Genomic DNA, 24102 nt, shown 5'->3' with positions numbered 1-24102 from the left:
ATTTTTGAGTTTGAAGGATAAAGACGGTACAATGGCTAAAAGCTATAGAGATATGATCCGGCTGATATAACAGCGTATAGACAGTTGGGCCAGTGACCATGTGGAGGGCGATACGTAATGACGGAATGGTATGAAGAGAGTTTTGGAGAAGACTATCTCCTGGTGTACAAACATCGGGATGTACAAGGTGCATATCAGGAAGTACATAAAATGATAAACTGGTTAAAGCTTCAGCCGAAATCCAGAGTATTGGATCTGTGCTGTGGTATGGGCCGTCATTCTCTGGCCCTTGCTGACGCTGGTTTCCAGGTGACCGGAATCGACCTGTCTGATGTGCTTCTGCGTGAAGCACGTGAATTGGACACTGAACATCGTGTAGAGTGGTACCACGCCGATATGCGTGAGCTTCCGCTGAAAGGCGGATTTGACGCGGTGGTCAATCTGTTTACCTCATTTGGTTATTTTCGAGAGGATGGAGAGCAGCTAAGAGTGCTGCGCGCCATTCATCGGATGTTGAAGCCGGGGGGGAGTTATATTATTGATTTTATGAACACAGCTTATGTGACTCGCCATCTGGTGCAGCATTCAACACGTGAAAGCGAAGGACAGCATATTGAGGAGTATCGCAAGATTCAGGATGGATTTGTGCAAAAAGAAATACATATCACCGATACCGCATCGGGCCAAAAACCTCGAATCTATCAGGAACGCGTCAAACTGTACACTCGTGAACAACTACGTGATCTGCTTCACGAGGCAGGACTCGTGGTAGATCAGGTACATGGCGGTTATGATGAAGAGAAGTACGATGAGCAGACATCGCCCCGAATGATTTTTGTCGGCCATCGACCTGTGCAGTAGAGTTGGAGGAGAGTAATAATGAATCGAACGGAATCCATTTCCATGCCAGCAGGCATGCAGCGGGTCAAGATTACGATGGCTTTTCCCCTGCGTTGGGTGAACAGCTATGTGCTTCATGAACCGGATGGAACAATAACGATTGTTGATCCAGGACCACGCAGCGCTGAGACGGAGCAGGAGTGGCACGAAGCACTCGCTGATCACAATTTAACTTTTCAGGATATCCGTCAAATTGTACTGACCCACCATCATCCCGATCATCTGGGGTTGTCCGGCTGGATACAGCAGCAAACGGGTGTGCCTGTACGAATGTCCACACGATCTCGCCAGGAAGCGGATTACATGTGGGGAACGGAGGCGACCATAAATACGATTTTGCCTGAATATTATGGCCGCCATGGAATGCCGGAAGACAAAACGCAGCAGATCCGCGAACATATGGAGGGGTTCATCTCACAGATTACGCCACTCCCGGTAGTGACACCGATTGAAGATGGAGAATGGCTGGTTATGGGCGGGAAAAAGTGGCTTGCAGTGGAAACAGGTGGCCACGCGCCAGGGCATTTATCCTTCTATGCACCGGACTCCAGAGAGATCTTGTGTGGAGATGCCGTATTGCCTCAGATCTCGCCGAATATCAGCTTGCAGCCGGGAAGTGACGATCAGCCCCTGCTGTCTTACATGCAAGGGCTGCATCGACTGGGGGCTTTGGATGTAGAAGCGGCATATCCTGGGCATCGGAACCCGTTCGGCCACTTTGCTGATCGAACGGTCTATCTGCTTACTCATCATGAAGAGCGCCTTCAGAAGATGATGGAGAAAATCCTGGAAGTGCCGACGAGTGCGTATGATATCTGTGTATTTATGTTCGGAGACCGCTTGGAAACACATCAGCTTCGTTTTGCGATGAGTGAGACGTTGGCGCATCTGCAGGAATTGATCCGGCGGAAGCGTATTGTACAGGAGCAGCAGTTAGATGGTAAGTTCATCTTTAGGGAACATATTCAGGATTAAAGGGCTTTGAGCAGGAGAACATCCTGTTCAGGTCTTTTTTTGTATGTAATTTTTCCTGGAACATTCTATAAATGAAATAAAGCTTTAGTCTCTCTTAACCGTTCATTCATCTTCTTTTAAGCCAACACTTCTATGATAAATGCATGAACTTCGCCAGAGAAAGTAGGGAAGAGCGATGACACGAAAAAAAAGAAACCAATGGAGAAAATGGCAAGCCTCGGCGGCAGCAACGTTGACTGTGGCTGCACTCTTTCAATATGTAAGAACTTCTGATGCCTTTGATGCCGCTTATGCGGCGGCTAATGGTACCGATATAAGCAGTACAGCTTCTTCCACCCAGGTGGACACCCAGGATGATGTCATGAACGAATGGATGAACAGCACAGACAGCACAGACACAGATAGCAGTTCTAAAGTGTCGTCGAATGAAGGCTATAGCCTGGATGAGGGAACGACCGATGGAAGCAACGATCGTAGCCGTGCGATCGTTCCTAATCAAGGCAGATCGTCGGGCGGCTGGATAACAGATCAGAGCAGTAATCAGGATACTGACTCCGGGTATAGTCGTGGCAACTATCAGTCACGCACAGGTGCATCATGAGCCGCACGGAGCAAGTCTCCCGTCTGCTTAAGTTCCGCTTCCGTGCGATGAGTACCGACGTGGAAGTTCAGTTAGCAGCGGGACGGGAAGAGGCTGAGCATGCGGCAGCGCTGGTGAAGAACTGGTTCGAAACGCAGGAACAACGGTTCAGCCGATTTGTGGCAGACAGTGAATTGAACCGTCTGAACCGTTGCACGGGATGGATGCCGGTCTCCGCAGCAATGGATGAAGTGTTAAGTTTGGCATACGGATATATTGGTCAGACGGAAGGGATTTTTCAGCCAGGTATCTCTCAGGCTCTGCGGGCTTCCGGTTACGATGTCAGCTTCGAGCAGTTACAGCAAAGAGAACTGTGTCAATCAGGAACTGAACGCAAATTGGATATCCGACAATTGAATATAACAGATGTTCGGAATGACGACTATGAATATAGTCGCCCACGTTGGATTCAAAGGGAAGGCAGCCGAATGGTTCATAAGGACCCTGGGACGGAGCTGGACCTTGGGGGAATTGTTAAGGGCTGGGCCGTTGAGCGTATCGCTGATTGGCTGCAACGTACACTCCATATTCCAGCGGGATTAATTAATGCAGGTGGAGATATTCAGGCATGGGGGACAACACTTCATCCAATGTGGTCCGTACAAGTCACCGATCCCTATCAGGAGGAGCGTAATCTGATGGGCAGAATTCAATTCAGAAAAGGCGCGGTTGCCACTTCAGGAGTGATACGAAGACAATGGCACAATTCGGACGGAAGCCTTTCACATCATTTAATTGATCCCCGGACGATGAAGCCGGCGGATACCGATGTGCTGCAGTGTACCGTTTTGGGACAGCATGCGTCGCAATGCGAGATTATTGCCAAGACGGTCTGCATTATGGGGAGTGCCGAGGCCGTGGGCTGGTTAAACCGACATTATGATCGACATGACGTCCTGTGGATGACTCGGGATGGAAGCACTTACTTTAGAGGAAATACCGATACGCTTGCTGAATGCTGGCCCGGTTTTGATCCGGATCACCGTTTCAGTCTTTTATAAACGACAAGTCTAACAGATATGGGGGAGCCGGTTATGGCGCAATGGATTGTAGATTACCTGCCGACATGGAATATCATTCGAATTAGTGGGATAGCCGCATATTTGCTGCTCTTTGCGGGTGTGTTTCTGGGAATTGCCCAAGGGATGCCCATGGCCAAAGGCAAACCAAAAGCAGTCATGTTTAAATGGCATACCCGAACGACCTGGCTCGCCTTTGGACTTGGACTCGTACATGCGTTAACCCTGTATATTGATCATTATAGCCCTTTCACCTGGAGTGAATTGCTCATTCCGTTTACGGCTTCAGTGCATCCAATTGGTAGCGGACTGGGCACGTTATCGCTTTATGGTTTGGTGATCGTGCTGTTATCCAGTGACCTGCGTAACAAGCTTGGCCGCAAATGGTGGTTTATGTTCCACATGTTGTCTTACCCCGTATTTATCGGTTTATTGTTTCATGGCATGGTTACAGGCTCCGATTCAAGCCATGTGCTTATGCGTCTGATGTATGTATTCACCGGCTTGAGCATCATTGGTATCACGGTACTTCGTGGTTTGTTGCGAGAACGCAAAGGACCGGATATTACCATTGGACCCAGTCGTGTACAGCCTAAGCCGGTATCAGCCGAACAAAATTGGAGAGAGATGTATCGTTTGGCGGGAGCGGGAAGACAGGAACATCTGAAATAGCGTATTGCAAAAAAATGAATCCATACAAAAGAAGCGGCCTTCGTGGCCGCCTTTTTGTATGGACTAGATAACCAGTCTTATGCAAATTATACGATATCATCGCTTACTGGCTTATCTCCCAAAGCTTCTTCAAGCTCCGATTGTTTGCGATGCGCAATCCGGCTGCTGGCCGCCGAGGCGATAGCCCCCACGATATCATCCAGAAACGTATGCACAGGCCCGAGGCTCTTGTCGTTCAGACGTTCAAGAACACCGGGTTTTAGCTTGTCTACATAACCGTAATTCGTAAATCCGATACTGCCGTATACGTTGACGATGGAGAATGCGAGAATCTCATCCACGCCATATAACCCTTCATCATTCTCAATCATCTCCTGCAAGGGAGGTATGAGCTTGCCTTGTTCTGCCAGCAAATCGAGCTGAATGCCAGTCAGCACTGCGTTCTGTACCTCGCGTTTTTGGAGAACCTTCTCCACATTGTCGATACATTCTTCCATCGTCAGACCCGGGTAATATTTTTTCTGCAGCATCATGACCAGTTCTGCGATCTCAAGGATCGTAACGCCCCGCTTGTGCAGCCATTCCCTCGTTGCCTCTGCCACTTTGCGGCTGTTCAGGCTATAAGGGATTTTTTCTTGCTCAGGATGTTCCATGGGCGATTCCTCCTCTGAAGTTAGCAATGTCCCTACACATGTATCCTAATACGTAATTAACCGTTTTGGGTTTCTTTGCTATCCCTCGGTGGGGATGGAAAGCCTGTTTTCAGCTTTATGCATGATGAGCTTGTTTAAAAAGTAGTTATTTTTTGGGCAAAGGCTCGTATACATGGTAGTACAAACTGTAAAAATGATGAGGGGGAACGTGATCATGAGTAAGATCCGTTATTTGCGTACAGCTTCTGCAGCTGCGCTGTTGAGTATTCCTGTGGTGTTATCAGGATGTGGCATGTTTGGGGCACAGTCCTCCGAGGCCGTTGATCCACCGCCACCGATTCAGGAAGCGGCCATGATTCAGGCGGCCGAAGGCAATGGATCACTCGCCAAGCTGCCGCTTACAACCGTATATCTGCAGGACCAGCAAGGGTTGCTTGCTCCGGTATCCATGACGCTTCCGTCGGGAACCGATGTCAGCAGTCCCAAGACCGCTCTGGATACACTCGTGACGGGTGGTCCATATGCAGGGATGCTGCCTGAGGGATTTCAGGGCGTTCTCCCGCAGGGCACCGTTGTACAGAACGTAACGATTCATCCGGATGACAAGTTGGCAGTTGTGGAGTTCTCCGGCAACTTTGCCAAGTATGATGCCAAGAACGAGCGCAAAATGCTGGAGGCTGTAACTTGGACACTCACGGGTACACCGGATGTTCAGAACGTTCAGATCTGGGTGGACGGCAAAAAGCTGACTCAAATGCCAGTAAACAGCACGCCGCTGCCTGAGCCGTTGAATCGGGCCGTAGGCATTAATCTCGATCTGGGTGATACATTCACGACCAACAGCAGTCCGGTAACGGTTTATTTCTCAGCCGCTTCACCAGCAGGCATTCAGTATTATGTTCCGGTTACACGTCTTGTGGCACCAGGTGGGGACCGGGTGCAGGCCGCGTTAAATGAACTGATCAAAGGACCAGCCAAAGGCGGCGAACTGGAAGAAGTCATGACAGGTGGAACGCAGCTGCAATCGGTCAAAACGTCCGAGGATGGCACCGTAACGGTTGCGCTCAAAGACGACATGTTCACTGAGGGGGATGTGGTACCAAGTGAACTGCTGCAATCCGTCGTGTTGACCACGGCTGAGAACACTGCGGGCAAGGAAGCGAAAGTCCAGATCGAATGGAATGGGCAAAAAACAGTCATGAGTGATGATAATCGCGATTACAGTGCCCCCGTATCGAAGCCTGAATATATCAATGAAATTCCAATTTAAGTCACAAAGAGGGGTCTGATGTACGGTTGACAGAACTCTTTGGAGGACAGGGTGCTTTTAAGTGAACTCTTTGGTAAAATAGAAGGGATTAGTAAAAGTGTGAACAAGCTCGACATTACAGGATGCTTAAGTCGTAGGAGGCAGAAATGATGAGATCTAACGGACGAACCAGCGACCAGCTGCGCCCGATGAATTTAACAATTAACACGAATAAATACGCCGAAGGTTCTGTACTGATTGAAGTGGGAGATACCAAGGTTATTTGTACAGCTACGGTGGAGGAACGTGTTCCTCCCTTTATGAAAGGGCAGGGTAAAGGCTGGGTAACGGCTGAATACTCCATGCTGCCACGTGCAACACATACCCGGAATCAGCGTGAAGCGAACCGTGGCAAATTGACTGGACGCACGATGGAAATTCAGCGTCTGATTGGCCGGGCACTGCGCTCGGTCGTTAATTTGCAGGCGCTTGGTGAGCGTACGATTACACTGGACTGTGATGTTATACAAGCCGATGGAGGTACACGTACAACGTCCATTACCGGTTCGTTTGTAGCTCTGGCCCTCGCGGTGAACAAAATTGCCCAACAGCATAAATTGCAAGTATTCCCGATTACGGATTTCATTGCAGCGGTAAGTGTAGGTGTCGTTGGAGAACAGCCTGTGCTGGATCTGAACTACGATGAAGATTCCAAAGCCAAGGTAGATATGAACCTCGTAATGACAGGCGGCGGGAAATATGTGGAGCTTCAGGGAACAGGTGAAGAAGCGCCATTTGACCGTCGTGAGCTGAACGCAATGCTGGAGCTGGGTGAGCAGGGGATTCTGGAAATGATTGAGCGTCAAAAAGAAGTGCTCGGTCCCATTGCACTCAAGATCGGTGCTCGTGGATTAGGTGAAGCCTAAAATGAGTCTGGATAGCCCAATTATCATTGTCGCAACCCGCAATGCGGGGAAAGTACGTGAATTTGCTCATGCATTTGCTCCGCTGGGCAAAGAGGTCAAAAGCATGTTCGACTATCCGGAGCTGCCGGATGTCGTTGAAGATGGCGTAACCTTTGCAGAGAATGCCTGGAAGAAAGCCAAAGCGGTGGGCGATGCTCTTGGTTTGCCTGTCCTGGCTGACGATTCGGGATTGTGCGTGGATCTGCTGGGCGGTGACCCGGGAGTGTATTCTGCGAGATATGCAGGCGAGGGTGCAACCGATGCAAAGAACAATGCCAAACTGCTTGAGGCGCTGGAATCGCTCAAGTCCGGTGAGGATACGGAGCAACCGCTTCTGAGTCCAGCAAGCTTCGTCTGTGCATTGGTGCTGTATGATCCGGCAACCGGACACAAGTACGAAGCGGAAGGTACGGCTGAAGGCTGGATCACTGCTCAAGCAGCCGGTGCAGGCGGCTTTGGATATGACCCGCTCTTCTATGTGCCTGAATACGAGATGACGATGGCCGAGCTTACACTAGAGCAAAAGCAGGCGATCAGTCACCGCGGGAATGCCCTGAGAGCACTCGTATCCAGCCTGGAAGGCTGAGATTCAAACGAATCGGCTCATTGAATATGAATGTTATAAGGTGAATTATTGCCTTGCTTAAATATCAAAGCGTTAGTGGAAGGTAAGAGTCATTCCTGTGGAGTGTCTCACCGGCCATTAACGTTTTTTTATTTTATACAGGTGAGAATGATTGAGCCGGTCTCGGTGTTCCTAAAAGTCGGTACGGGGACCTATGCTGAATCCTGATTTTGTTTAGAAAATAAACAGGAACTTGTGTTCCTATACCTAGGAATGAAATAAGAAGATTTCACGTTTGAGCAGAGTGTTAGGACCGGGGTTGGAAGAAGTTGCAAGTCTTGCACCGTATGGGTTAACATTCAAGTTAACGAATCATCAATGAACTCAAACGGAGGGGATTTGCTTATGCAAGAAGTGAAGCTTACGGTGTCTTATGATGATTATGAGAACGGTATTCGAATGGAAACGTTGATTAGGGAACTGGCTGCCAAACCGGAGGCTGGTTCGCTGGAGAGCCTGATTATTGGAGACTGGGGACAGGCTTATGAAAATTCACCGGATGAATTCATGGGAACACTCACCGGATTGGCTTCAAGCTTTCCATCTTTGAAGAAATTGTTCATCGGAGATATGGGCTTTGAAGAATGTGAGGTTTCATGGATTATTCAGACGAATCTCACACCACTATTGGTTGCTTTTCCTGAATTGAAGTCATTCACAGTGAAGGGCAGCAGCGGACTAAGTCTGGAGCCAATCGAACATGCCAAACTTGAAGAATTAATCATTATTTGCGGTGGTCTTCCCAAAAGCGTGTTAGCTTCAATTTCCCGGGCTAAACTGCCTGAATTGCGTAAGCTTGAGCTGTATCTGGGTGTGGATAATTATGGTTTCGACGGTTCACTGGAAGATGTGCTGCCACTTTTGGAACAGGGCTTATTTCCAAAGCTCGTCTACCTGGGTCTGAAAGATAGTGAAATTCAGGATGAGATTGCGAAAGCTGCAGCTGAGGCTCCAATTTTGGATCAACTTGAAATCCTGGATCTGTCAGAGGGCACGTTGTCTGATGAAGGGGCAGAGGCGCTGCTTGCGAGTGACAAGATCAAAAAACTTAAACATCTGAATCTCAGTTATCACTACATGTCGGATGAAATGCTCATTCGCTGGAAACGTTCCGGTATATCTGTAGATGTCAGCGAGCAACAACAGAGCGATGAAGATGACTGGCGTTACCCGTCGTTAACGGAATAAATGATGTCAGGCATGACGGAAATGGAAGAAAATTTGCAACGCCCAGTTAAGAATTCTGAGCTGGAGCAGCCGTTATTGTTAATTGGCAACCCGAATAATCGCCGTACCCTTGGACTACAGGAGGCAAGACAGCGTCTTGGCTTACAGCCTGCACTTGTGCTGCCTTATGCCCGTTTGCTAAAGATTTGGAGACAGGGTGGAACTATTGCGAATGCCCTACAACAATGTCTGGAAGGGCGAGGGACTACATACACGCAGGGAGAGCCATGGGTTTCTTCACCGACATTGATGTCATATGCGAATCATGATTCAGCTCATGGAGTGAAAAGCGTACCTCTTATTCGGATTGATGCACCTGGTGAGGAGTGGGAAGTAGAGCGTGAGCTGCTCTTTCTTGGAGCTGTGAAGGAGATATCTCCATTAACCGATAGCCTTTCTGCGAGTATGATTCCAGCAGCACAGACACTCACTCTTGAACAGGAGTGGGGGCGGATCTACGCGCCCAACCAATGGTTTCGAGGCTGGAAGGCATGTTTGGAGCGAATTGCCCGTGAAGCTCAGGAATATTGGCCTAATGCCCGGTTCATGAATGACCCCCATGACATTGCGATCATGTTTGATAAAAGGAAATGCCAGCAGCATTTATCTGCTCATGGCGTTCACGTTCCCCCAACGCTCCAATCTTCGGAGTTGATCAGCAATTATGAAGACCTGCGCACAGCGATGAAAACAGCCGGGATGAATCGCGTTTTTGTAAAACTTGCGTGTGGCTCCGGGGCCTCAGGTGTTGTTGCCTATCAAATTAACCCGCAAACGGGTGCCGAAATCGCCATAACCACTGTAGGAATGGAACGGGTTCAGGGAGAGATTATTTTTTATAACGAAGGCCGAATGCGCAGATATACACGTACCTCGGAGATATCGGCGCTGATGGATTGGCTGTGTGCTGAGGGTGCCCAGATTGAACGCTGGATGGCTAAAGCAACTTATGGTTCAAGTGTGTTTGATATTCGCCAGCTTGTAGCAGGTGGACAAGCAGCTCATGCCGTCGTACGGCTTAGTCAGACACCGATCACCAATCTCCATCTGCGCAATGAACGGTTGCTGCCTGTAGAAGCGGGGCTGGATGAACATCAGATGGATGGGGTTCAGAAGGAAGCGAAAGCAGCAATGGCTGCCTTCCCCAACTCGTGGTCAGCAGGTATTGACGTGATGCTCAGTGCAGGTACTGAACAGCGTGCCTATATTTTGGATGTGAATCCGTTTGGAGATTTGTTGTACAGAGTACAGCATAACGGACTAGGAACGTATGAATGGGAAATGGAACTTTTGCGAAAGGAGCCTCACAACCATGCCGGATATGAACACCATCGTAGGCTCCCATGATCTATTAATGATTACGCTGGACACGTTAAGGTATGACGTGGCCAAGCTGGAGGAACAGTATTGCCCCAACCTGTGCGGTACGGGGCCTTGGGAGAAGCGTCATACTCCGGGAAGTTTCACCTATGCGGCGCATCATGCTTTTTTTGGTGGCTTCATGCCTACACCTGCCAATACGGACAAAGCCTCCCACGTACGACTTTTTCATTCCCGGAATACCGGATTAAAGACACATCCGCATACGTGGCTGTTCGACACACCGGATATCGTATCCGGATTCGCTGCTGAAGGGTACCGTACGATCTGTATTGGCGGCGTCATTTTCTTCACCAAGAAAAATCCGCTCGCCAAAGTGCTGCCGGGTTATTTTCAGCAGAGCTACTGGCGGATGAATTTTGGGGTAACCAACCCCAAATCGACTGAGCATCAGGTTAAGCACGCCTTGAAGCTGCTGGAGCAGAGCGCACCGGATGAGAAACTTTTTTTGTTCCTGAATGTGTCTGCCATCCATGGGCCCAATCGTTATTTTGTGGAAGGTGCAAGAGAGGACTCAGTAGAGACACAGCGTGCAGCGCTTCGTTATGTGGATCAGGCCCTTGGGCCATTGTTTGATGCAATGAGGCAGCGTTCGCGGCCTACGTTCTGTCTGGCTTTTTCCGATCATGGCACAGCTTATGGTGAGGATGGTTATCAGGGGCATAGGCTGGCGCATGATGTGGTCTGGAATGTACCATACCGTGAATTTGTTTTATAGAACAAATGATTCATATCATCAACAATTACAAACCGGATAGAGGGAGGAAACCGATGGACGATCAATCTCAACATACGACAGCAGGTCATTCCGCACAGTCCGGATCCAACACAGCTACAGATCTCAGAGAAGTACTTGCTTCTCCCTATCGCTCTTATTTATATTCGTATCCCCACAAGACAGCATATCGGGAGTTGAACCCACCTTTACCGCTCGGTCCATTGTGGGAACGTGAGAATACCGAAACGTATTTTTTATACATGCACATTCCGTTTTGTGCCGCTCGTTGCGGATTCTGCAATCTGTTTACGTTACCGGATCGTCGTGATGACACCCATGTGCGTTATGTGGATGCGCTTGAACGGCAAGCCAAGCAGTGGGCACCACTCACATCACGCAGACCCTATTCGAGGTTTGCCATCGGTGGTGGGACGCCCACATTATTAAATGAATTTCAGTTGAACCGCCTGTTCGATATTGCGGAAGATGTAATGGGGCTTGATCCGACACAGGCTTCAATTTCGGTAGAAACGTCACCGGATACCGTGACGGAAGCCAAATTGGCGATCATGAAGGAGAGAAGCGTGGACCGGGTAAGTATGGGCATTCAAAGCTTTATCGAAGCTGAAGCCTCAGCCATTTACCGTCCGCAGAAACCACAGGAAGTGGAACGTGCGCTTGAGAAGCTTACGCGGTTTGAATTCCCTTTGTTGAATCTGGATCTGATCTACGGTCTGCCGGGACAAACGGTGGAATCGTGGTTGTATTCGCTGGAACGTGTACTCTCATATGAACCGGGTGAGATTTTCATTTACCCACTCTACACCCGCGAGAATACCATTGTGAAACCCGATGATATTCAGCGTCAGGGACCGGATATTCGGATGGAGCTGTATAAGGCTGCGCGTGAGACTTTAAAAAGCAGAGGCTATATCCAGTATTCCATGCGCAGATTTGCCAAAGAACAATCATCTTCTGGAAGCAAAGTGGTTCTACCCTACAGCTGTCAGGAGGAAGGCATGGTTGGTCTGGGTTGCGGTGCACGCTCTTATACCAGTGAAGTACACTATGCTTCCAAGTATGGTGTTAGTTACAAAGCTACACAGAGCATCATCGCCGATTATGTGGCAACCGAGCGCTATGATGTGGCCAATTACGGCATTATACTCAGCCGGGAGGAGCAGAAGCGCCGCTTTATTCTGAAAGCTCTGCTGCATCGGGAAGGTTTGGCGCTGTCTGATTATAATCAGCGATTCGGTACGGAAGTCTTGTCAGACTACGGATGGTTAGGTGAATTGCTGTCAGAGGGCATGGCTGAGCTTGAGCAGGACGATCGGGGTAATCGGGTGCTGCGTTTGACAGAAGAAGGTTTGGGCTACTCGGATGCTATTGGAGATTGGCTTATCTCCGCTGAGGTTCGTGAACAAATGGAAGGGTTTGTATTCTCATGAGAGCAACCTTGTATTATCGGGGGAAGCTGTCGTCCTGTAATTACGACTGCCCATACTGCCCGTTTAGCAAAACGGTAGATTCCAAGGAGACGCTCGAAGTGGATGAACAACAACTGCGTCAATTTGTGAATTGGGTGAGAGATCAGGAGAGTGCTGGTCATCAATTTTCGATTTTCTTTAACCCGTATGGAGAAGCTCTGGTACGACGTTGGTATCGGGAAGCGATGATTGAACTATCGCATATGCCACATGTGGACAAAATTGCAGTCCAAACCAACTTGTCTGTCAAACTGGACTGGGCCCGCGAATTGAACCGGGATAAAGCGGCTTTCTGGGCGACCTATCACCCACGTGAGACGAAGGAGTCTTCTTTCGTCAAACAATGTTTGACTTTACGTGAGATGGGACTTGCTTTTAGTGTTGGGACGGTTGGATTGCGCAGTGCATTTCCTGCTATAGCATCGATGAGGCAGACGTTACCCGATGACGTGTATATGTGGATCAATGCATTTAAGGATCGACCCCAATATTACAGCGTGGAAGAGGTCGACTATTTACGGTCAATTGATCCGCTGTTCGAAGGGAATTTGCAGGATTATGAGAGTCTGGGCAAGCGCTGTTCGGCTGGTTCGGAGGTGTTTTATGTGCAAGGGTCAGGACATGTAAAGAGGTGTTACAAGGACCGTCGAATTATCGGGCATCTATACCGCGATGGTTTGGAGGCTTTAGCAGCGGATCGGCCGTGTGGCATGAAGAAGTGCGGCTGTTACATCGGTTATATTCATATGGAGGATTCACCGTTCAGGGATATCTTTGGCAGTGGATTACTTGAACGTAATCCGGTACTGATCAATCCATAAGGTTTCATTTAAAGTAGAATGAATGGTAACCATGATTTAGTCAGTATGACAAAAGGGGTGCCTGATGACAGTAGATATGCTGCTCATCGGCACCCCTTTTTAAAATGAAAAGATCGTCTTATTCATCGAATGGCCACTTTGTACGTACGGAGCCACGAGTTAATCTGTGTCAGATAAGCAAACAGCTGTGGACCAGACATTAACTGTCCAAACCAGGGCAGGTTCGATGAAGCATCCGGGGAGGAGGCCAATTTGCGAATTTGAGCTTTGTCGATCAAGGGCAGGATTGGAGAGCTTGCGTCATCCAGAATATCGAGCACCTGCTGTTTAACGGCAGCAAGATACTGCGGGTTATGTGTTTTCGGATACGGACTCTTTTTCCGGTACAATACATCATCAGGTAATACACCTTCCAGTGCCTTACGCAAAATACCTTTTTCTCGTCCGCCAGTCATTTTCATTTCCCAAGGCACGTTAAACACATATTGAATCAAACGATGGTCACAGTAAGGCACCCGAACTTCAAGCCCCGCTCCCATACTCATCCGATCCTTTCGATCCAGTAGAGTGGGCATAAATCGGGTGATGTTCAGATAGGACATGACTCGCATCTGGGCTGCCTTACCGGTCTCTCCATCGAGTAAAGGCACTTCAGCCACAGCATCCGAGTAGCGGTCCGCGAGATAATCGAGTGGCCTGATCCATTCCCGAATGTCCGGGGATAACAATCCAGCTCGCATGTCAGGGGCAACAGACCATGGGAATGTACCGGAGTTCAGCATCTCTTCCCGATGGAACCAAGGATAACCGCCAAATACTTCATCCGCTGCTTCGCCTGAAATGGCAACAGTGGCTCCTTTTTTGATTTCTTTACAGAATAGATAGAGAGAGGAATCTACATCCGCCATACCCGGCAAATCCCGTACGAGCATCGCCTGGGTCAGCGCATGGACGAGTTCTCCGTTTTCAATCTCAATCCAGTGATGATCTGTCTTCAGTTCCTCCACCATTCGCTGAATCCACGGTCCATCTGCACCAGGCTGAAAGGAATGTGCCTGAAAATGCTTTGCATTATCCACATAGTCAACAGAATACGTGCTGACCTGACCTTGACCTGTACGATTGTAGTAATCCACCGCTAGTGCAGATAGAGCACTTGAATCCAGTCCCCCTGACAAAAGGGAGCAGACCGGAACGTCCGAAGCCAATTGGCGCTCTAATGTATCCTGCAGCAGTCTGCGTACTTCGGCAGCTGTTTCCTCCAGATTATGTTCGTGATTATGACTTTCCAGCTTCCAGTAAGCATAGGTTTTAATGCCATTTCGGTTATAGATAAGCGCATGCGCAGGTTTGAGCTCGTTAAGGGAGGAGTATACGCCGTGTCCGGGTGTCCGGGCAGGACCGACTATAAATACTTCTGCCAAACCTTCAGGCCCAACAGCGGCTTCAACATCCGGGTGGATAAGCAGTGCTTTGGGTTCTGAGCCAAATACGAGTGCGTCCTTTGCATGACTGTAGAATAGGGGTTTGACGCCCAGCCGATCACGAGCCATAAAAACCTGTTCGCGCCCGCTATCCCAAATGGCAAAAGCAAAAATGCCGTTAAACCGGTCAACGCAGGCCGGTCCCCACTCAATATAAGAGGCGAGCAGTACTTCCGTATCACATTGTGTGCGGAAATGGTGTCCGCGCTGGAGCAATTCCTTTTTCAACTCGGGGGCATTGTATAGTTCTCCGTTATACACGACGGTATAGGAGGTGTCTCCCTGTAACGCATGCATGGGCTGTGCCCCGTTCTCCGGGTCCATAACACTGAGACGCCGATGTCCGAACGCACAAGGATTGGAGATCCATGTACCTGAAGCGTCGGGCCCCCGGTTCGACAAACTGTCCGTCATCCGGACCAGCAGCTCTGATTCCTGGGTCAAATCCCGATTCCACTGTATGAAGCCGGTTATACCGCACATGGTTTGTTCATCCTTTCTTAGTCGAGTCATTCATCCGTATGGCTGCTTGAATCGCTAACAGCAGCAAATGTTGTCTTTTTCGTCAGAAGTCGTAACAAATATATGCCGAAAGCAGGCATAAAATGTCTGTCCTCTTCGGAAACTAGTTCTAGGAACAACGGCCTTAACATGCCTGTGAAGGAGAGAACTTGCAAATGGACAGTATGACCTATTATGTATCTGTCATGGGGCGCTCCGTTATTCCAGACCAACACGCAACGTCGTATGAATGGGTTATTCAGGCGACGCCTCAGGAGGCGGAACAATTACTGGGGTTGCTTAATCTGATGCAGGAAAAAGAGGAAGAGGCCTTTCCAGGAATGGTATTCCCTTGGCCGGATTCTCCGGAAGAGTCTGTAAACCGAGCATATGAAGGTGTGTTACAGCAGGTGTATCAGGAGATTTATCGATTGGGAACACCGGAGACCCGATACCAGATTGAACAAAGTACATGAAATGGACAAAGGAGCGCGATAACAAATGTATGCCATTCAGGATGCCAAAATACGCAGATTAACTGAAGTGGATGGAATGTCTTGTGCAGAAGTTGAGGTACAACCTGGAAATACGGGTGATCCGTCTTTGCTTGTATACGTTGCAGCTACCCAGCCAGGGAATTCACTTGAAGTCGTTCGAATTGTACGCAATCATTCGGATGCAGTCCTGGATTGGTACAATAACAATATGCACACAGCGTTTGAAGATGCCACGGAAACGGCATTTGAGAACAGTGAAGGCATTACAGCAGGAGAAGATAAAGCCCGATTTCAGAGTGAGTTACTTGCTTTTGGATTGCTGGGGCCGACACTTCAACGCTATTTGGTGGGGCAGGCTTAAGAGGAATGTTCCAACAAATGGTGAGAGCAGAATAGGATAAGCCAAATAATCCTGAGTCATACTAAATGCAAGTTCCGGGGAGGTGATAGCAATGGCTTCCAAGTTCAAGAAAAACAAAGGGAACCTTTATGCGCATCATACCGAGTTTGCCGAGGAAGTGCTCGCCATTAACAGCAAGCGTCCTGCCCAGAAAAATCCGTGGCTTAAGGGAAACAAGTAACCGGAATGCAGAAACCCGCCCTTCTTTGGAAAGGCGGGTTTTTGAATTTTTCATTTAACATAATTTCTGACAATGCCTGCGCCCTTATAGAGCTTACGGTCAGGCATATTCACGCAGCACTTGAATACCTTTGACGATATTGTACACAAAACTTAATGCATAAATGATAAAAAACAGAATTACAAATCCGACTGCGGAACCCAGGCTGTGGGCTGTAACGAAGAAATAAAGCAGCGGGATTGCCGCAAGAAACGGAAAAATATGCGAAAATAAGGCCCGTTTAGCATGTCCCTCAATATAGTTGTCTTTGGCTACAATCCAAATAATAATGGGAAACAGGAACGGGGCAAAGAAAATACTAAAATAGGATAATGCTGATAAAAGCTGTCTCATAGCGTTTCTCTCCTTTATTTGGTTCAGTAGAATGTATGTATGCAAATGATTACCCAGCAAGCCTCGTCATGAATATGTGTCCAACCCATTTCTATATACACCTGAACTTAATACATTCAATATTGCCTGCCTAATGCATTCATATTCTGTATCTGTGCTGAGTATGAAAATAATACGTTCAAATATGAGGAATGATGCAGTTATTAATTTTTTTATAAAACTATTGAAAAATATAGAAATGAGAGTATAATAGTAATAGCGCGGTGTTTTTTATTATACATATTTGTCTCAGTAGCTCAGCAGGATAGAGCAACGGCCTTCTAAGCCGTCGGTCGGGGGTTCGAATCCCTCCTGGGACGTCAGAAAAAGCTTCCTTCGGGAAGCTTTTTCGCGTACAGGGGAAGAGAACCCCCAAGGTTCGTCGGAGGTTGTGAATGATATATAGGCATAACCTATCAGAAGTATAGAATTTATATATTTAAATAATAAGTCGTCTTGTGCCACAATGAAGATATCAATCATGAAAGCGATGGTGGTATCCATGCAATCGATTAATCAATGGCAAGCGAATGAGTATGATAACAAACTGGCTTTTGTATCGGGTTACGGTAAAAGTTTAATCTCATGGCTTCAACCTCAAAAAGGGGAGTACATCCTTGACTTGGGCTGTGGGACGGGAGACTTAACGTACGAAATTTCTGCAGCGCAGGCAGAAGTGGTGGGCATGGACGCATCGCTGGACATGATTCGACGTGCAAGAGAGAAGTTTCCCGATATCGAGTTCATGGAGGGGGACGGCCATCAGTTTTCGACGAACAAACTCTATGATGCCGTCTTTTCCAATGCAGCTTTGCATTGGATGCGAAGCCCACGACTTGTAGTGGATAGTATATGGAAGTCATTGAAGCCAGGAGGACGCTTTGTGGCAGAATTCGGAGGCAAAGGAAATGTGCAGATCATTGTAGATGCACTAGAGGAAGTGTTTGAACGACACACTGGCATTCGTGGATCAGAGCGCAACCCTTGGTATTTCCCGACGATCGGGCAATATAGCAATATTTTGGAACAATGCGGATTTCTGGTGCGACAGGCCTACCACTATGACCGTCCTACCAGACTGGCGGATGGTGAACAGGGTATAGAGGGCTGGTTGTCCCATTTTGGAGGGGACTATTTTGATGGCTTGAATCAGGAACAGATCCAGGAAATCTGTCGTGAAACTAGCAAAATCGTTGTGCCGAAGCTCTGGAAAGAAGATGCCATCTATGCCGATTATAAGCGTCTTCGGATTGAAGCTGTGAAGCCGGATTGTTAAATAATCAAATGATATTTCTTTGTTAAAAGAATTAAATTAATTTTTTTTATGCATTCCATCGATCACATACAGGCTGGGAATCTCTTCAAGGGGAAGAGGCTCCCGGCCTTTTCTCCTAGGATGCATTTATAATTTGAAATTTTTAATCGACAAATAAATATAATTTCGGACTTTTCTCCGACTCAAGAACCATATAAGTAATTTTTATATCATATTTGTAATTTATTTGAAGGAAAATATGTTATTTTAGTAGAATAATTTACCAAGGGTCAATCTTCTTGCGGATAGGGCGGTGAGTTGTCACAGGTATTGCAGTGCTTGTCATAGCAGGACCCAAGCGATTGGTGAGGTGCTTTCATATTGAGAAGGAGGGGCATAGCCTTGAATAAACGATGGATATCCATATTGTTAAGTATTCTAATGACTTTTTCTATTATCATGCCAGCGGCCGGAGCCGCTCCTGCAGACGTTCAGCTTGAGAACTCGCTAAGCAAGGCCGAAGCCACACAATGGAGAGAAATTCTTGCCCAGCGTGAAGGAAAGCTTGCAGCAGATCCATTTTTGGACAAGAGTCTGGAAGGTCTTGGGGGAGAGAAAACAAGAGTCATTGTTGAGCTCTCCAATAAGCCAGTTGCTGTTGCGCAAGGTGAATCTACCCTCTCAGGAAAATCTTTTACCTCCTCTATGGAAACAAAGGCTGTGACTCAGGTCGAGCAACAACAACAGTCATTTGTACATAGCCTCACTCAGAATAAAATCAAACATGAAGTGTTGGAAAAGTATGCATATGCCCTGAATGGTGTAGCCATCGAACTTAAGGGCAACCAATTGGGACAGTTGCTTCGCATACCGGGTGTTGTCAGTGTATACCCTGACCTTGAAATCACCGTAGCCCCGGATACAGATGAAGTGAATCCTTATATGAAAGATACCGCACCATTTATTGGCGCCCCTGAAGTATGGAATCTGGGATACAAAGGAAAAGGCATCAAAGTGGGTGTTATTGATACAGGAATTGATTATGAGCATCCTAATTTGCAAGACGCCTACAAAGGTGGATGGGATTTCGTTGGGAATGACGATGACCCTTATGAAACAACACGTGAAGAATGGAAAGGTTCTGGCGCACCTGAATTTAATGCCAATGGAAGCGCCTATTACACATCCCATGGTACTCACGTAGCCGGTACCATTGCTGCTCGTGAAGCTGGAGATTACGGGATTGTCGGGGTTGCTCCTGAAGCCGATATTTATGCATATCGTGTTCTTGGGCCCTACGGAAGTGGTCAAACTTCATGGGTGCTTGGTGGAATTGACCGTTCCGTTGCCGATGGCATGGACGTAATCAATCTATCGTTGGGTAACGCTGCCAATGATCCTAGCTATATCACTTCAGTTGCACTTAATAATGCCATGCTTTCTGGCGTGACTGCAGTTGTGGCAAGTGGTAATGATGGCCCGAATCGTTATACATTGGGTTCTCCAGGAGCATCGGCTATGGCAATCACTGTAGGTAACTCCACAGGGCCTAGCCAAACCATTACAGCCAACACTCATTTCTGGATTGGTGGGCAAGGTCAAGGTACGCCTCCTGAAGAACAGCCTGTCCCAGAAGTTGATCCATCTCCTGAACTGGGAACAGCACCGGGAACCGATACTCCTGAAGTTCCGGCTCAAGGTGAACCATCAACCACACCGGATGATGATTCATCTGTATCAGCTTCCGAGGTAAGTGCGACAGGTGAAGAAGCAGCATCAACCAATGAAGCTGCTTTGTCTGAGTCAGTGTCTACCAATACTGCAGTTATGGATGTGGAAGACAGCCAATCCGAAGAGAGTGCTCAACCAGCCTCGCCTTCTGCGCCAATCGAAACATCTCCAGAGGTTGCACCTGATCAGGAAGAGCCTGCTGTTGCTCCAACTGAAACGGAGCCAAATCCACTGGCTGTTACCGAATCGGTGTATCGCCTGGATGTGATGGGCTGGAACCTCTCAGCAGATCCGGAATCTATTTTGACGGGTCAATATGAGCTCGTATTCGCAGGCTTGGGTAAACCAACGGATTTTGAAGGCAAGGATTTTACAGGCAAAGTGGCTTTTGTACAGCGTGGTGAACTGGCATTTGTGGAGAAAGTAGCCAATGCGAAAGCTGCGGGTGCAGTGGCTGTTATCGTATATAACAATATTCCAGGTCCGATTGGAGTGAGTTTGGGAGATAATTTTGAACTCATTCCAACCTTGAGCATGTCGAAGGAAGATGGAGAAAGTATCAAAGCAGAGCTGGACGCCGATCAAAATGTTGAAGTGAGCTTTAGTGAATTCATTAAAGGTCAGACGGCTGGCGATGAAATGAATCCATCCAGTTCCCGCGGACCAGCCAAGGTAACGCTGGATATCAAACCGGATGTGGTTGCACCGGGTACCAGCATCTTGTCTACTGTTCCTGCCTATGGCAAGGACGAACCAGAAGCGGATTATTCACAGGCTTATGATCGTAAATCAGGTACAAGCATGGCCACACCTCATGTTGCTGGACTGGTTGCCCTGTTGATTGAGAAGCACAGTGACTGGACACCTTTTGATATTAAAGTTGCACTCATGAACAATGGTAAAGTGCTTGACACGACCAAATATGATGTGTTTGATCAAGGTGCAGGACGTATTCAAGCAGTGAACACAATTGATCCTGCTGCATTTGTTAAAGTATTGGATGTAACGAAATACACAGAGAATGGCGTGACTGTCGAGAAACCTAATGTTACAGGTAGCGTCAATTTTGGGAATTTCCTGAGCACGGACGAAAAAACCGCCAGCAAAACGATCAAAGTGGAGTCGCTGAATGGCAACGGTGGAAATTATACAGTAAACGTAAATCCAACACGTACGGTACCTGGCGTATCGGTAGCGGTGGACAAGAACTCTTTTACACTGAATGGTGAGGAAGAGCTGCAGGTTACCATTACAGTTCCAAAAGGGGTAACTGCTTCAACAGAAGCGCAGGGATACCTCCAGTTTTCTAATGGAACGGACACATTTACTGTGCCATATGTCGCTCATTTCAACCTTACACTGGCAGGCGTTAAATACATTGAGACCGTAAAAGGGACAGAGAAGAACCCGTTCCATTATCCATTGAAGTCTGATGGTACACTGGATACTCTTAATGTAGCTATGGAATTCTACAATCCCATGAATTTTGCTCTGATTGAGATCTTCGATGGCCTTAACCCGGATGGGGGCTATTATGGAGATGGATATATTGGATCTATTTTTGGCAACTACTACAATTTTGCTGCCAACACAAGATATAATCTGGCTTGGGATGGACAGTATGCAGATTATACTACCGATGAGGTAACGACGATTCCAGATGGTCTTTACACGGTTGACATTACTACAATCGGTGTTGATGGCAAAACCTATAAGGAAGATACTTCTCCATTTTTGGTGAAAAAAGAAGGTCCGAGTGTCACAGCACCAGAAAAGTTGGAATTTAAGCAAGATGAAGCTGTTGTTATTAACGGTAGCGTAGAGGATTTGTATTTCCGTGTCGCTCCAGCACTTAGAGATGGCTGGAACATTGAGTTTGATCCGGCGGCTTCTTTGGAAGCAACATATGTCGTGAAAAAAGAGGATGGTTTGAATTACAAGGAGGGTAACTTTGAAGTACAGCCTGATGGCAGCTTCAGTCTTCCTTTGGAGAGCATCCAAGCGGGTGAATATGACCTTGAACTTACGGTTAAAGACCAACAGGGACTTTCAGGTAAGGCCACTACGGCGCTAAGTTTGAAATCCAAAGAGACTGAGCCGGAAACTCCAGCTGTCAAAGCACCTGGAACACCTGTGTTGTCTCACAATAACGGGGGTGTTAATGGCCTTCTTGAAGGATCATATACCGTATCCATGAACCTGTGGTGGGGTGAGAATGCCACCAGCTACAAGCTTTATGAGGACGGGGTTCTGATCGACACGCAGAAGCTGACATACAACGCACCTTTGGCACAATTTGCGCAAACGAAGATCACAGGTAAAACCAATGGCACTTATACGTACGTAGCCGAGTTAACGAATGACAAGGGGACTACGCGTAGTCAGACGTTGACAGTCCGGGTTACCAATGCTTCGCCAGGCAAGGCAGTTCTCTCTCAGGATAACTGGGATGGCGACGGCAATTATAAGGTTACTATGAACCTGTGGTGGGGAACTAATGCTACGGAGTACCGCCTCTACGAAAATGATAAGTTGATCGACACCCAAGTACTCAATGCGGTTACGCCTAATGCGCAAAGCGCTGTCACTTCGCTGACTGGGCGCACTTCGGGCACGTATACGTACCGGGCTGAGTTACTCAACGCAGCTGGTGTCACCAGCACAGACAAGATCACAGTTAAGGTGAAGTAAGTTCTTCTGCACGGAATAATTGAAGGAATGGGTATTTGCATAAACGGCCTCCATCTCGGTTTCGCGGATGGAGGCCGTTTAATTTTGTTATTTTTCATGTAGGGAATAGTTGGTTTTGAAACTAACCGATCACTCGATTCTTGCTGGCCTTGATTCCTGCAATCAGTAAAACTACTGCAAGGAGCACCTGTACCAGTAGTGGGATCGTCCATCCTTTTGTCCAATCATGAAGCAAGCCGAACAGCAAAGGTCCCACGGCTGCCAGCATGTACCCAAAGGATTGAGCCATACCTGAAAGCCCTGCAGCCTGTCTTGCATCCGACGTGCGCAGTACAAAAAACATGGTTACAAGTCCGAACGAAGCCCCGGCTCCAACGCCGGCCAAAGCAACACCGACGGTTACGAGAGAGGATATACCGCTTAATAGGAACGCGTATCCCATGATCAGGCATGAGCAGGTGATTGCTGTCAGCCCACGTTGATCTTTCATTCGCCCAGCCAAAATGGGAACGATGAACGTTACCGGAACACTAACCATTTGCATCAGGGATAGCATCCAACCTGCTGAAGATGAACTGAAACCCTGATCAGATAGAACCTCGGGCAGCCAAGTAATTGTAGTGTAAAAAATTAAAGATTGCAGCCCCATGAATAGTGTGACATACCAAGCTAAGGAAGATGTCATCAGACGAACCGGCTTCGCTTCGGTTCTCGAAGCAACATAAACTTCCCCGCGTCGGCCAGAACGGACGTGAGGCAGCCAGAGAATCAGGGCCAGAATGGACAGTACAGCCCACATGCCCAGTGAGGCGTGCCATCCCATGGCGGTCAGGCCTGCGGCTGGAACACTGATTCCTGAGGCGATAGCGCCCCATATGTTCATGGACACGGAATATAGGCCGGTAACGAGTCCCACTCGCAATGGGAAATCCCGTTTGATCAGACTGGGCAGAAGTACGTTGCTCAGAGCGATGCCGCATCCAAGGATTGCTGTTCCGACGAAGAGAACGGGAACAGAGGGCATAAACCGGAGGGCAACGCCTATGGTTACCAGGATTATGGCAGTTAACAGGGCGGTCTCTAGTCCGAATCTTCGAGCCAATTGTGGGGCGAACGGAGAGATTGCCGCGAAGGCAAGCAATGGAAGAGAGGTCAGTAAGCCTGCTAATGTATGACTTATTCCTGTATCTGTACGGATCAGCTCCACAATTGGACCTGCTGCCGTGATCGGTGAGCGCATTGTCGCTGCGATAACAATAATACCTGCCAGCAAGAGTCCAAGTTTCATGGATGCCGGCGATGAATTATCAACCGTAGAGCGGTCAGGCGAGTTTTGATGTAAAGATGAGGGCATGGTAAATCTCCTATAGTTTATTTGTCTAATATGTATACATTGATACATACATATACACAAACAAGCATAACATCCCGTGTCAACATCAGACAATGAACGTATCCGATCATCCCCTGAACGCAAAAAAAGCTTCCCGAAGGAAGCTTTTTTTAATACGTCCCAGGAGGGATACTCTCCTTACAGTCGAGACTGCGAAGTAATGCTCCCGAAGCTTATGCTCCGACGAACCATGGGGTTCTCAT

Annotated in this window: 22 protein-coding genes and 1 tRNA gene; 19 read left to right on the top strand and 4 right to left on the bottom strand. The window is 47.9% G+C overall.

Annotated features, from left to right (window positions below; genetic code table 11):
- The first annotated feature begins 117 nt into the window (after positions 1 to 117).
- The 5 genes from MHB49_RS27795 (at position 118) to MHB49_RS27775 (ending at position 4206) form a co-directional block, all read left to right on the top strand.
- Complete coding sequence (locus MHB49_RS27795; RefSeq protein WP_247899140.1) at positions 118 to 861, top strand: class I SAM-dependent methyltransferase; 744 nt, start codon at positions 118 to 120, stop codon at positions 859 to 861.
- Positions 862 to 879: 18 nt separating this feature from the next.
- Positions 880 to 1875: an MBL fold metallo-hydrolase gene (locus MHB49_RS27790; RefSeq protein ID WP_405153775.1), complete on the top strand. Its 996-nt coding sequence runs from the start codon at positions 880 to 882 to the stop codon at positions 1873 to 1875.
- A gap of 175 nt (positions 1876 to 2050) precedes the next feature.
- Entirely contained in the window at positions 2051 to 2476 is a 426-nt protein-coding gene (locus tag MHB49_RS27785; RefSeq protein ID WP_405153774.1) for a hypothetical protein, read from the top strand.
- On the top strand, positions 2473 to 3516 hold the full coding sequence (locus MHB49_RS27780) for an FAD:protein FMN transferase (RefSeq protein ID WP_405153773.1): 1044 nt from the start codon (positions 2473 to 2475) through the stop codon (positions 3514 to 3516). Before MHB49_RS27785 ends, MHB49_RS27780 begins: the two co-directional genes overlap by 4 nt.
- 33 nt (positions 3517 to 3549) lie before the next feature.
- Positions 3550 to 4206: a ferric reductase-like transmembrane domain-containing protein gene (locus MHB49_RS27775; protein WP_405153772.1), complete on the top strand. Its 657-nt coding sequence runs from the start codon at positions 3550 to 3552 to the stop codon at positions 4204 to 4206.
- Positions 4207 to 4292: 86 nt separating this feature from the next.
- Here MHB49_RS27775 and MHB49_RS27770 read toward each other — a convergent pair whose 3' ends face one another.
- Entirely contained in the window at positions 4293 to 4859 is a 567-nt protein-coding gene (locus tag MHB49_RS27770; protein ID WP_405153771.1) for a phosphatidylglycerophosphatase A, read from the bottom strand.
- 214 nt (positions 4860 to 5073) lie between these two features.
- On the opposite strand from MHB49_RS27770, the gene MHB49_RS27765 reads away from it, so the two are divergent.
- The 8 genes from MHB49_RS27765 (at position 5074) to MHB49_RS27730 (ending at position 13334) form a co-directional block, all read left to right on the top strand.
- Positions 5074 to 6129, top strand: a complete 1056-nt coding sequence (locus MHB49_RS27765) for a GerMN domain-containing protein (RefSeq protein ID WP_405153770.1) — start codon at positions 5074 to 5076, stop codon at positions 6127 to 6129.
- A 146-nt stretch (positions 6130 to 6275) separates the two neighbouring features.
- Positions 6276 to 7034: a ribonuclease PH gene (gene rph / locus MHB49_RS27760; RefSeq protein WP_053783129.1), complete on the top strand. Its 759-nt coding sequence runs from the start codon at positions 6276 to 6278 to the stop codon at positions 7032 to 7034.
- Between the two features lies 1 nt (position 7035).
- Positions 7036 to 7659, top strand: coding sequence for an XTP/dITP diphosphatase (locus MHB49_RS27755; RefSeq protein WP_405153769.1), 624 nt, complete (start codon positions 7036 to 7038; stop codon positions 7657 to 7659).
- Between the two features lie 384 nt (positions 7660 to 8043).
- Positions 8044 to 8886, top strand: a complete 843-nt coding sequence (locus tag MHB49_RS27750; RefSeq protein WP_405153768.1) for an STM4015 family protein — start codon at positions 8044 to 8046, stop codon at positions 8884 to 8886.
- On the top strand, positions 8887 to 10272 hold the full coding sequence (locus tag MHB49_RS27745; protein ID WP_405153767.1) for an STM4014 family protein: 1386 nt from the start codon (positions 8887 to 8889) through the stop codon (positions 10270 to 10272).
- Entirely contained in the window at positions 10238 to 11023 is a 786-nt protein-coding gene (locus MHB49_RS27740) for an STM4013/SEN3800 family hydrolase (RefSeq protein ID WP_405153766.1), read from the top strand. Before MHB49_RS27745 ends, MHB49_RS27740 begins: the two co-directional genes overlap by 35 nt.
- Before the next feature lie 53 nt (positions 11024 to 11076).
- Positions 11077 to 12474, top strand: coding sequence for an STM4012 family radical SAM protein (locus MHB49_RS27735; protein ID WP_405153765.1), 1398 nt, complete (start codon positions 11077 to 11079; stop codon positions 12472 to 12474).
- Positions 12471 to 13334 carry an STM4011 family radical SAM protein gene (locus MHB49_RS27730; RefSeq protein WP_405153764.1) on the top strand — a complete coding sequence of 288 codons (864 nt, stop codon included), beginning with the start codon at positions 12471 to 12473 and terminating at the stop codon, positions 13332 to 13334. The genes MHB49_RS27735 and MHB49_RS27730 overlap by 4 nt, the downstream gene beginning before the upstream one ends.
- Before the next feature lie 122 nt (positions 13335 to 13456).
- Here the strand turns inward: MHB49_RS27730 and asnB are convergent, their stop codons facing one another.
- The gene (asnB, locus tag MHB49_RS27725; RefSeq protein ID WP_405157256.1) at positions 13457 to 15301 is read right to left on the bottom strand and encodes an asparagine synthase (glutamine-hydrolyzing); all 1845 of its coding nucleotides are present in this window, start codon (positions 15299 to 15301) and stop codon (positions 13457 to 13459) included.
- A 194-nt stretch (positions 15302 to 15495) separates the two neighbouring features.
- Between asnB and MHB49_RS27720 the strand changes: the two genes are divergently transcribed.
- The 3 genes from MHB49_RS27720 (at position 15496) to MHB49_RS27710 (ending at position 16397) form a co-directional block, all read left to right on the top strand.
- Entirely contained in the window at positions 15496 to 15795 is a 300-nt protein-coding gene (locus MHB49_RS27720; RefSeq protein ID WP_247899127.1) for a hypothetical protein, read from the top strand.
- Positions 15796 to 15820: 25 nt separating this feature from the next.
- Positions 15821 to 16177 (top strand): hypothetical protein, encoded by a 357-nt coding sequence (locus tag MHB49_RS27715; protein WP_247899126.1) that lies wholly within the window; start codon positions 15821 to 15823, stop codon positions 16175 to 16177.
- A gap of 91 nt (positions 16178 to 16268) precedes the next feature.
- Positions 16269 to 16397, top strand: a complete 129-nt coding sequence (locus MHB49_RS27710) for a hypothetical protein (RefSeq protein WP_256222456.1) — start codon at positions 16269 to 16271, stop codon at positions 16395 to 16397.
- A 99-nt stretch (positions 16398 to 16496) separates the two neighbouring features.
- Here the strand turns inward: MHB49_RS27710 and MHB49_RS27705 are convergent, their stop codons facing one another.
- Positions 16497 to 16790, bottom strand: coding sequence for a DUF4870 domain-containing protein (locus MHB49_RS27705; protein ID WP_405153763.1), 294 nt, complete (start codon positions 16788 to 16790; stop codon positions 16497 to 16499).
- 285 nt (positions 16791 to 17075) lie between these two features.
- Between MHB49_RS27705 and MHB49_RS27700 the strand changes: the two genes are divergently transcribed.
- The 3 genes from MHB49_RS27700 to MHB49_RS27690 all read left to right on the top strand — a co-directional run bounded on the left by MHB49_RS27700 (position 17076) and on the right by MHB49_RS27690 (position 22506).
- Positions 17076 to 17149: transfer RNA gene (locus tag MHB49_RS27700), tRNA-Arg, on the top strand.
- Positions 17150 to 17310: 161 nt separating this feature from the next.
- Positions 17311 to 18105, top strand: a complete 795-nt coding sequence (locus MHB49_RS27695) for a class I SAM-dependent methyltransferase (protein WP_405153762.1) — start codon at positions 17311 to 17313, stop codon at positions 18103 to 18105.
- 381 nt (positions 18106 to 18486) lie between these two features.
- The gene (locus MHB49_RS27690; RefSeq protein ID WP_405153761.1) at positions 18487 to 22506 is read left to right on the top strand and encodes a S8 family serine peptidase; all 4020 of its coding nucleotides are present in this window, start codon (positions 18487 to 18489) and stop codon (positions 22504 to 22506) included.
- A gap of 121 nt (positions 22507 to 22627) precedes the next feature.
- On the opposite strand, the gene MHB49_RS27685 is transcribed toward MHB49_RS27690, so the two are convergent.
- The gene (locus tag MHB49_RS27685; protein ID WP_405153760.1) at positions 22628 to 23860 is read right to left on the bottom strand and encodes a CynX/NimT family MFS transporter; all 1233 of its coding nucleotides are present in this window, start codon (positions 23858 to 23860) and stop codon (positions 22628 to 22630) included.
- Between the last annotated feature and the right edge of the window lie 242 nt (positions 23861 to 24102).

It is taken from the genome of Paenibacillus sp. FSL K6-0108 (assembly GCF_045040695.1).
Lineage (GTDB): Bacteria > Bacillota > Bacilli > Paenibacillales > Paenibacillaceae > Paenibacillus > Paenibacillus pabuli_B.
Note: the sequence above shows the minus strand (reverse complement) of the source record. Positions and strands in the feature narration are given on the sequence as shown.

Excerpts from the sequence above, each read along its gene's own strand:
- MHB49_RS27795 (WP_247899140.1), top strand. The coding sequence starts at position 118 with ATGACGGAATGGTATGAAGAGAGTTTTGGAGAAGACTATCTCCTGGTG.
- MHB49_RS27790 (WP_405153775.1), top strand. The coding sequence starts at position 880 with ATGAATCGAACGGAATCCATTTCCATGCCAGCAGGCATGCAGCGGGTC.
- MHB49_RS27785 (WP_405153774.1), top strand. The coding sequence starts at position 2,051 with ATGACACGAAAAAAAAGAAACCAATGGAGAAAATGGCAAGCCTCGGCG.
- MHB49_RS27780 (WP_405153773.1), top strand. The coding sequence starts at position 2,473 with ATGAGCCGCACGGAGCAAGTCTCCCGTCTGCTTAAGTTCCGCTTCCGT.
- MHB49_RS27775 (WP_405153772.1), top strand. The coding sequence starts at position 3,550 with ATGGCGCAATGGATTGTAGATTACCTGCCGACATGGAATATCATTCGA.
- MHB49_RS27770 (WP_405153771.1), bottom strand. The coding sequence starts at position 4,859 with ATGGAACATCCTGAGCAAGAAAAAATCCCTTATAGCCTGAACAGCCGC.
- MHB49_RS27765 (WP_405153770.1), top strand. The coding sequence starts at position 5,074 with ATGAGTAAGATCCGTTATTTGCGTACAGCTTCTGCAGCTGCGCTGTTG.
- rph (WP_053783129.1), top strand. The coding sequence starts at position 6,276 with ATGATGAGATCTAACGGACGAACCAGCGACCAGCTGCGCCCGATGAAT.
- MHB49_RS27755 (WP_405153769.1), top strand. The coding sequence starts at position 7,036 with ATGAGTCTGGATAGCCCAATTATCATTGTCGCAACCCGCAATGCGGGG.
- MHB49_RS27750 (WP_405153768.1), top strand. The coding sequence starts at position 8,044 with ATGCAAGAAGTGAAGCTTACGGTGTCTTATGATGATTATGAGAACGGT.
- MHB49_RS27745 (WP_405153767.1), top strand. The coding sequence starts at position 8,887 with ATGATGTCAGGCATGACGGAAATGGAAGAAAATTTGCAACGCCCAGTT.
- MHB49_RS27740 (WP_405153766.1), top strand. The coding sequence starts at position 10,238 with ATGCCGGATATGAACACCATCGTAGGCTCCCATGATCTATTAATGATT.
- MHB49_RS27735 (WP_405153765.1), top strand. The coding sequence starts at position 11,077 with ATGGACGATCAATCTCAACATACGACAGCAGGTCATTCCGCACAGTCC.
- MHB49_RS27730 (WP_405153764.1), top strand. The coding sequence starts at position 12,471 with ATGAGAGCAACCTTGTATTATCGGGGGAAGCTGTCGTCCTGTAATTAC.
- asnB (WP_405157256.1), bottom strand. The coding sequence starts at position 15,301 with ATGTGCGGTATAACCGGCTTCATACAGTGGAATCGGGATTTGACCCAG.
- MHB49_RS27720 (WP_247899127.1), top strand. The coding sequence starts at position 15,496 with ATGGACAGTATGACCTATTATGTATCTGTCATGGGGCGCTCCGTTATT.
- MHB49_RS27715 (WP_247899126.1), top strand. The coding sequence starts at position 15,821 with ATGTATGCCATTCAGGATGCCAAAATACGCAGATTAACTGAAGTGGAT.
- MHB49_RS27710 (WP_256222456.1), top strand. The coding sequence starts at position 16,269 with ATGGCTTCCAAGTTCAAGAAAAACAAAGGGAACCTTTATGCGCATCAT.
- MHB49_RS27705 (WP_405153763.1), bottom strand. The coding sequence starts at position 16,790 with ATGAGACAGCTTTTATCAGCATTATCCTATTTTAGTATTTTCTTTGCC.
- MHB49_RS27695 (WP_405153762.1), top strand. The coding sequence starts at position 17,311 with ATGAAAGCGATGGTGGTATCCATGCAATCGATTAATCAATGGCAAGCG.
- MHB49_RS27685 (WP_405153760.1), bottom strand. The coding sequence starts at position 23,860 with ATGCCCTCATCTTTACATCAAAACTCGCCTGACCGCTCTACGGTTGAT.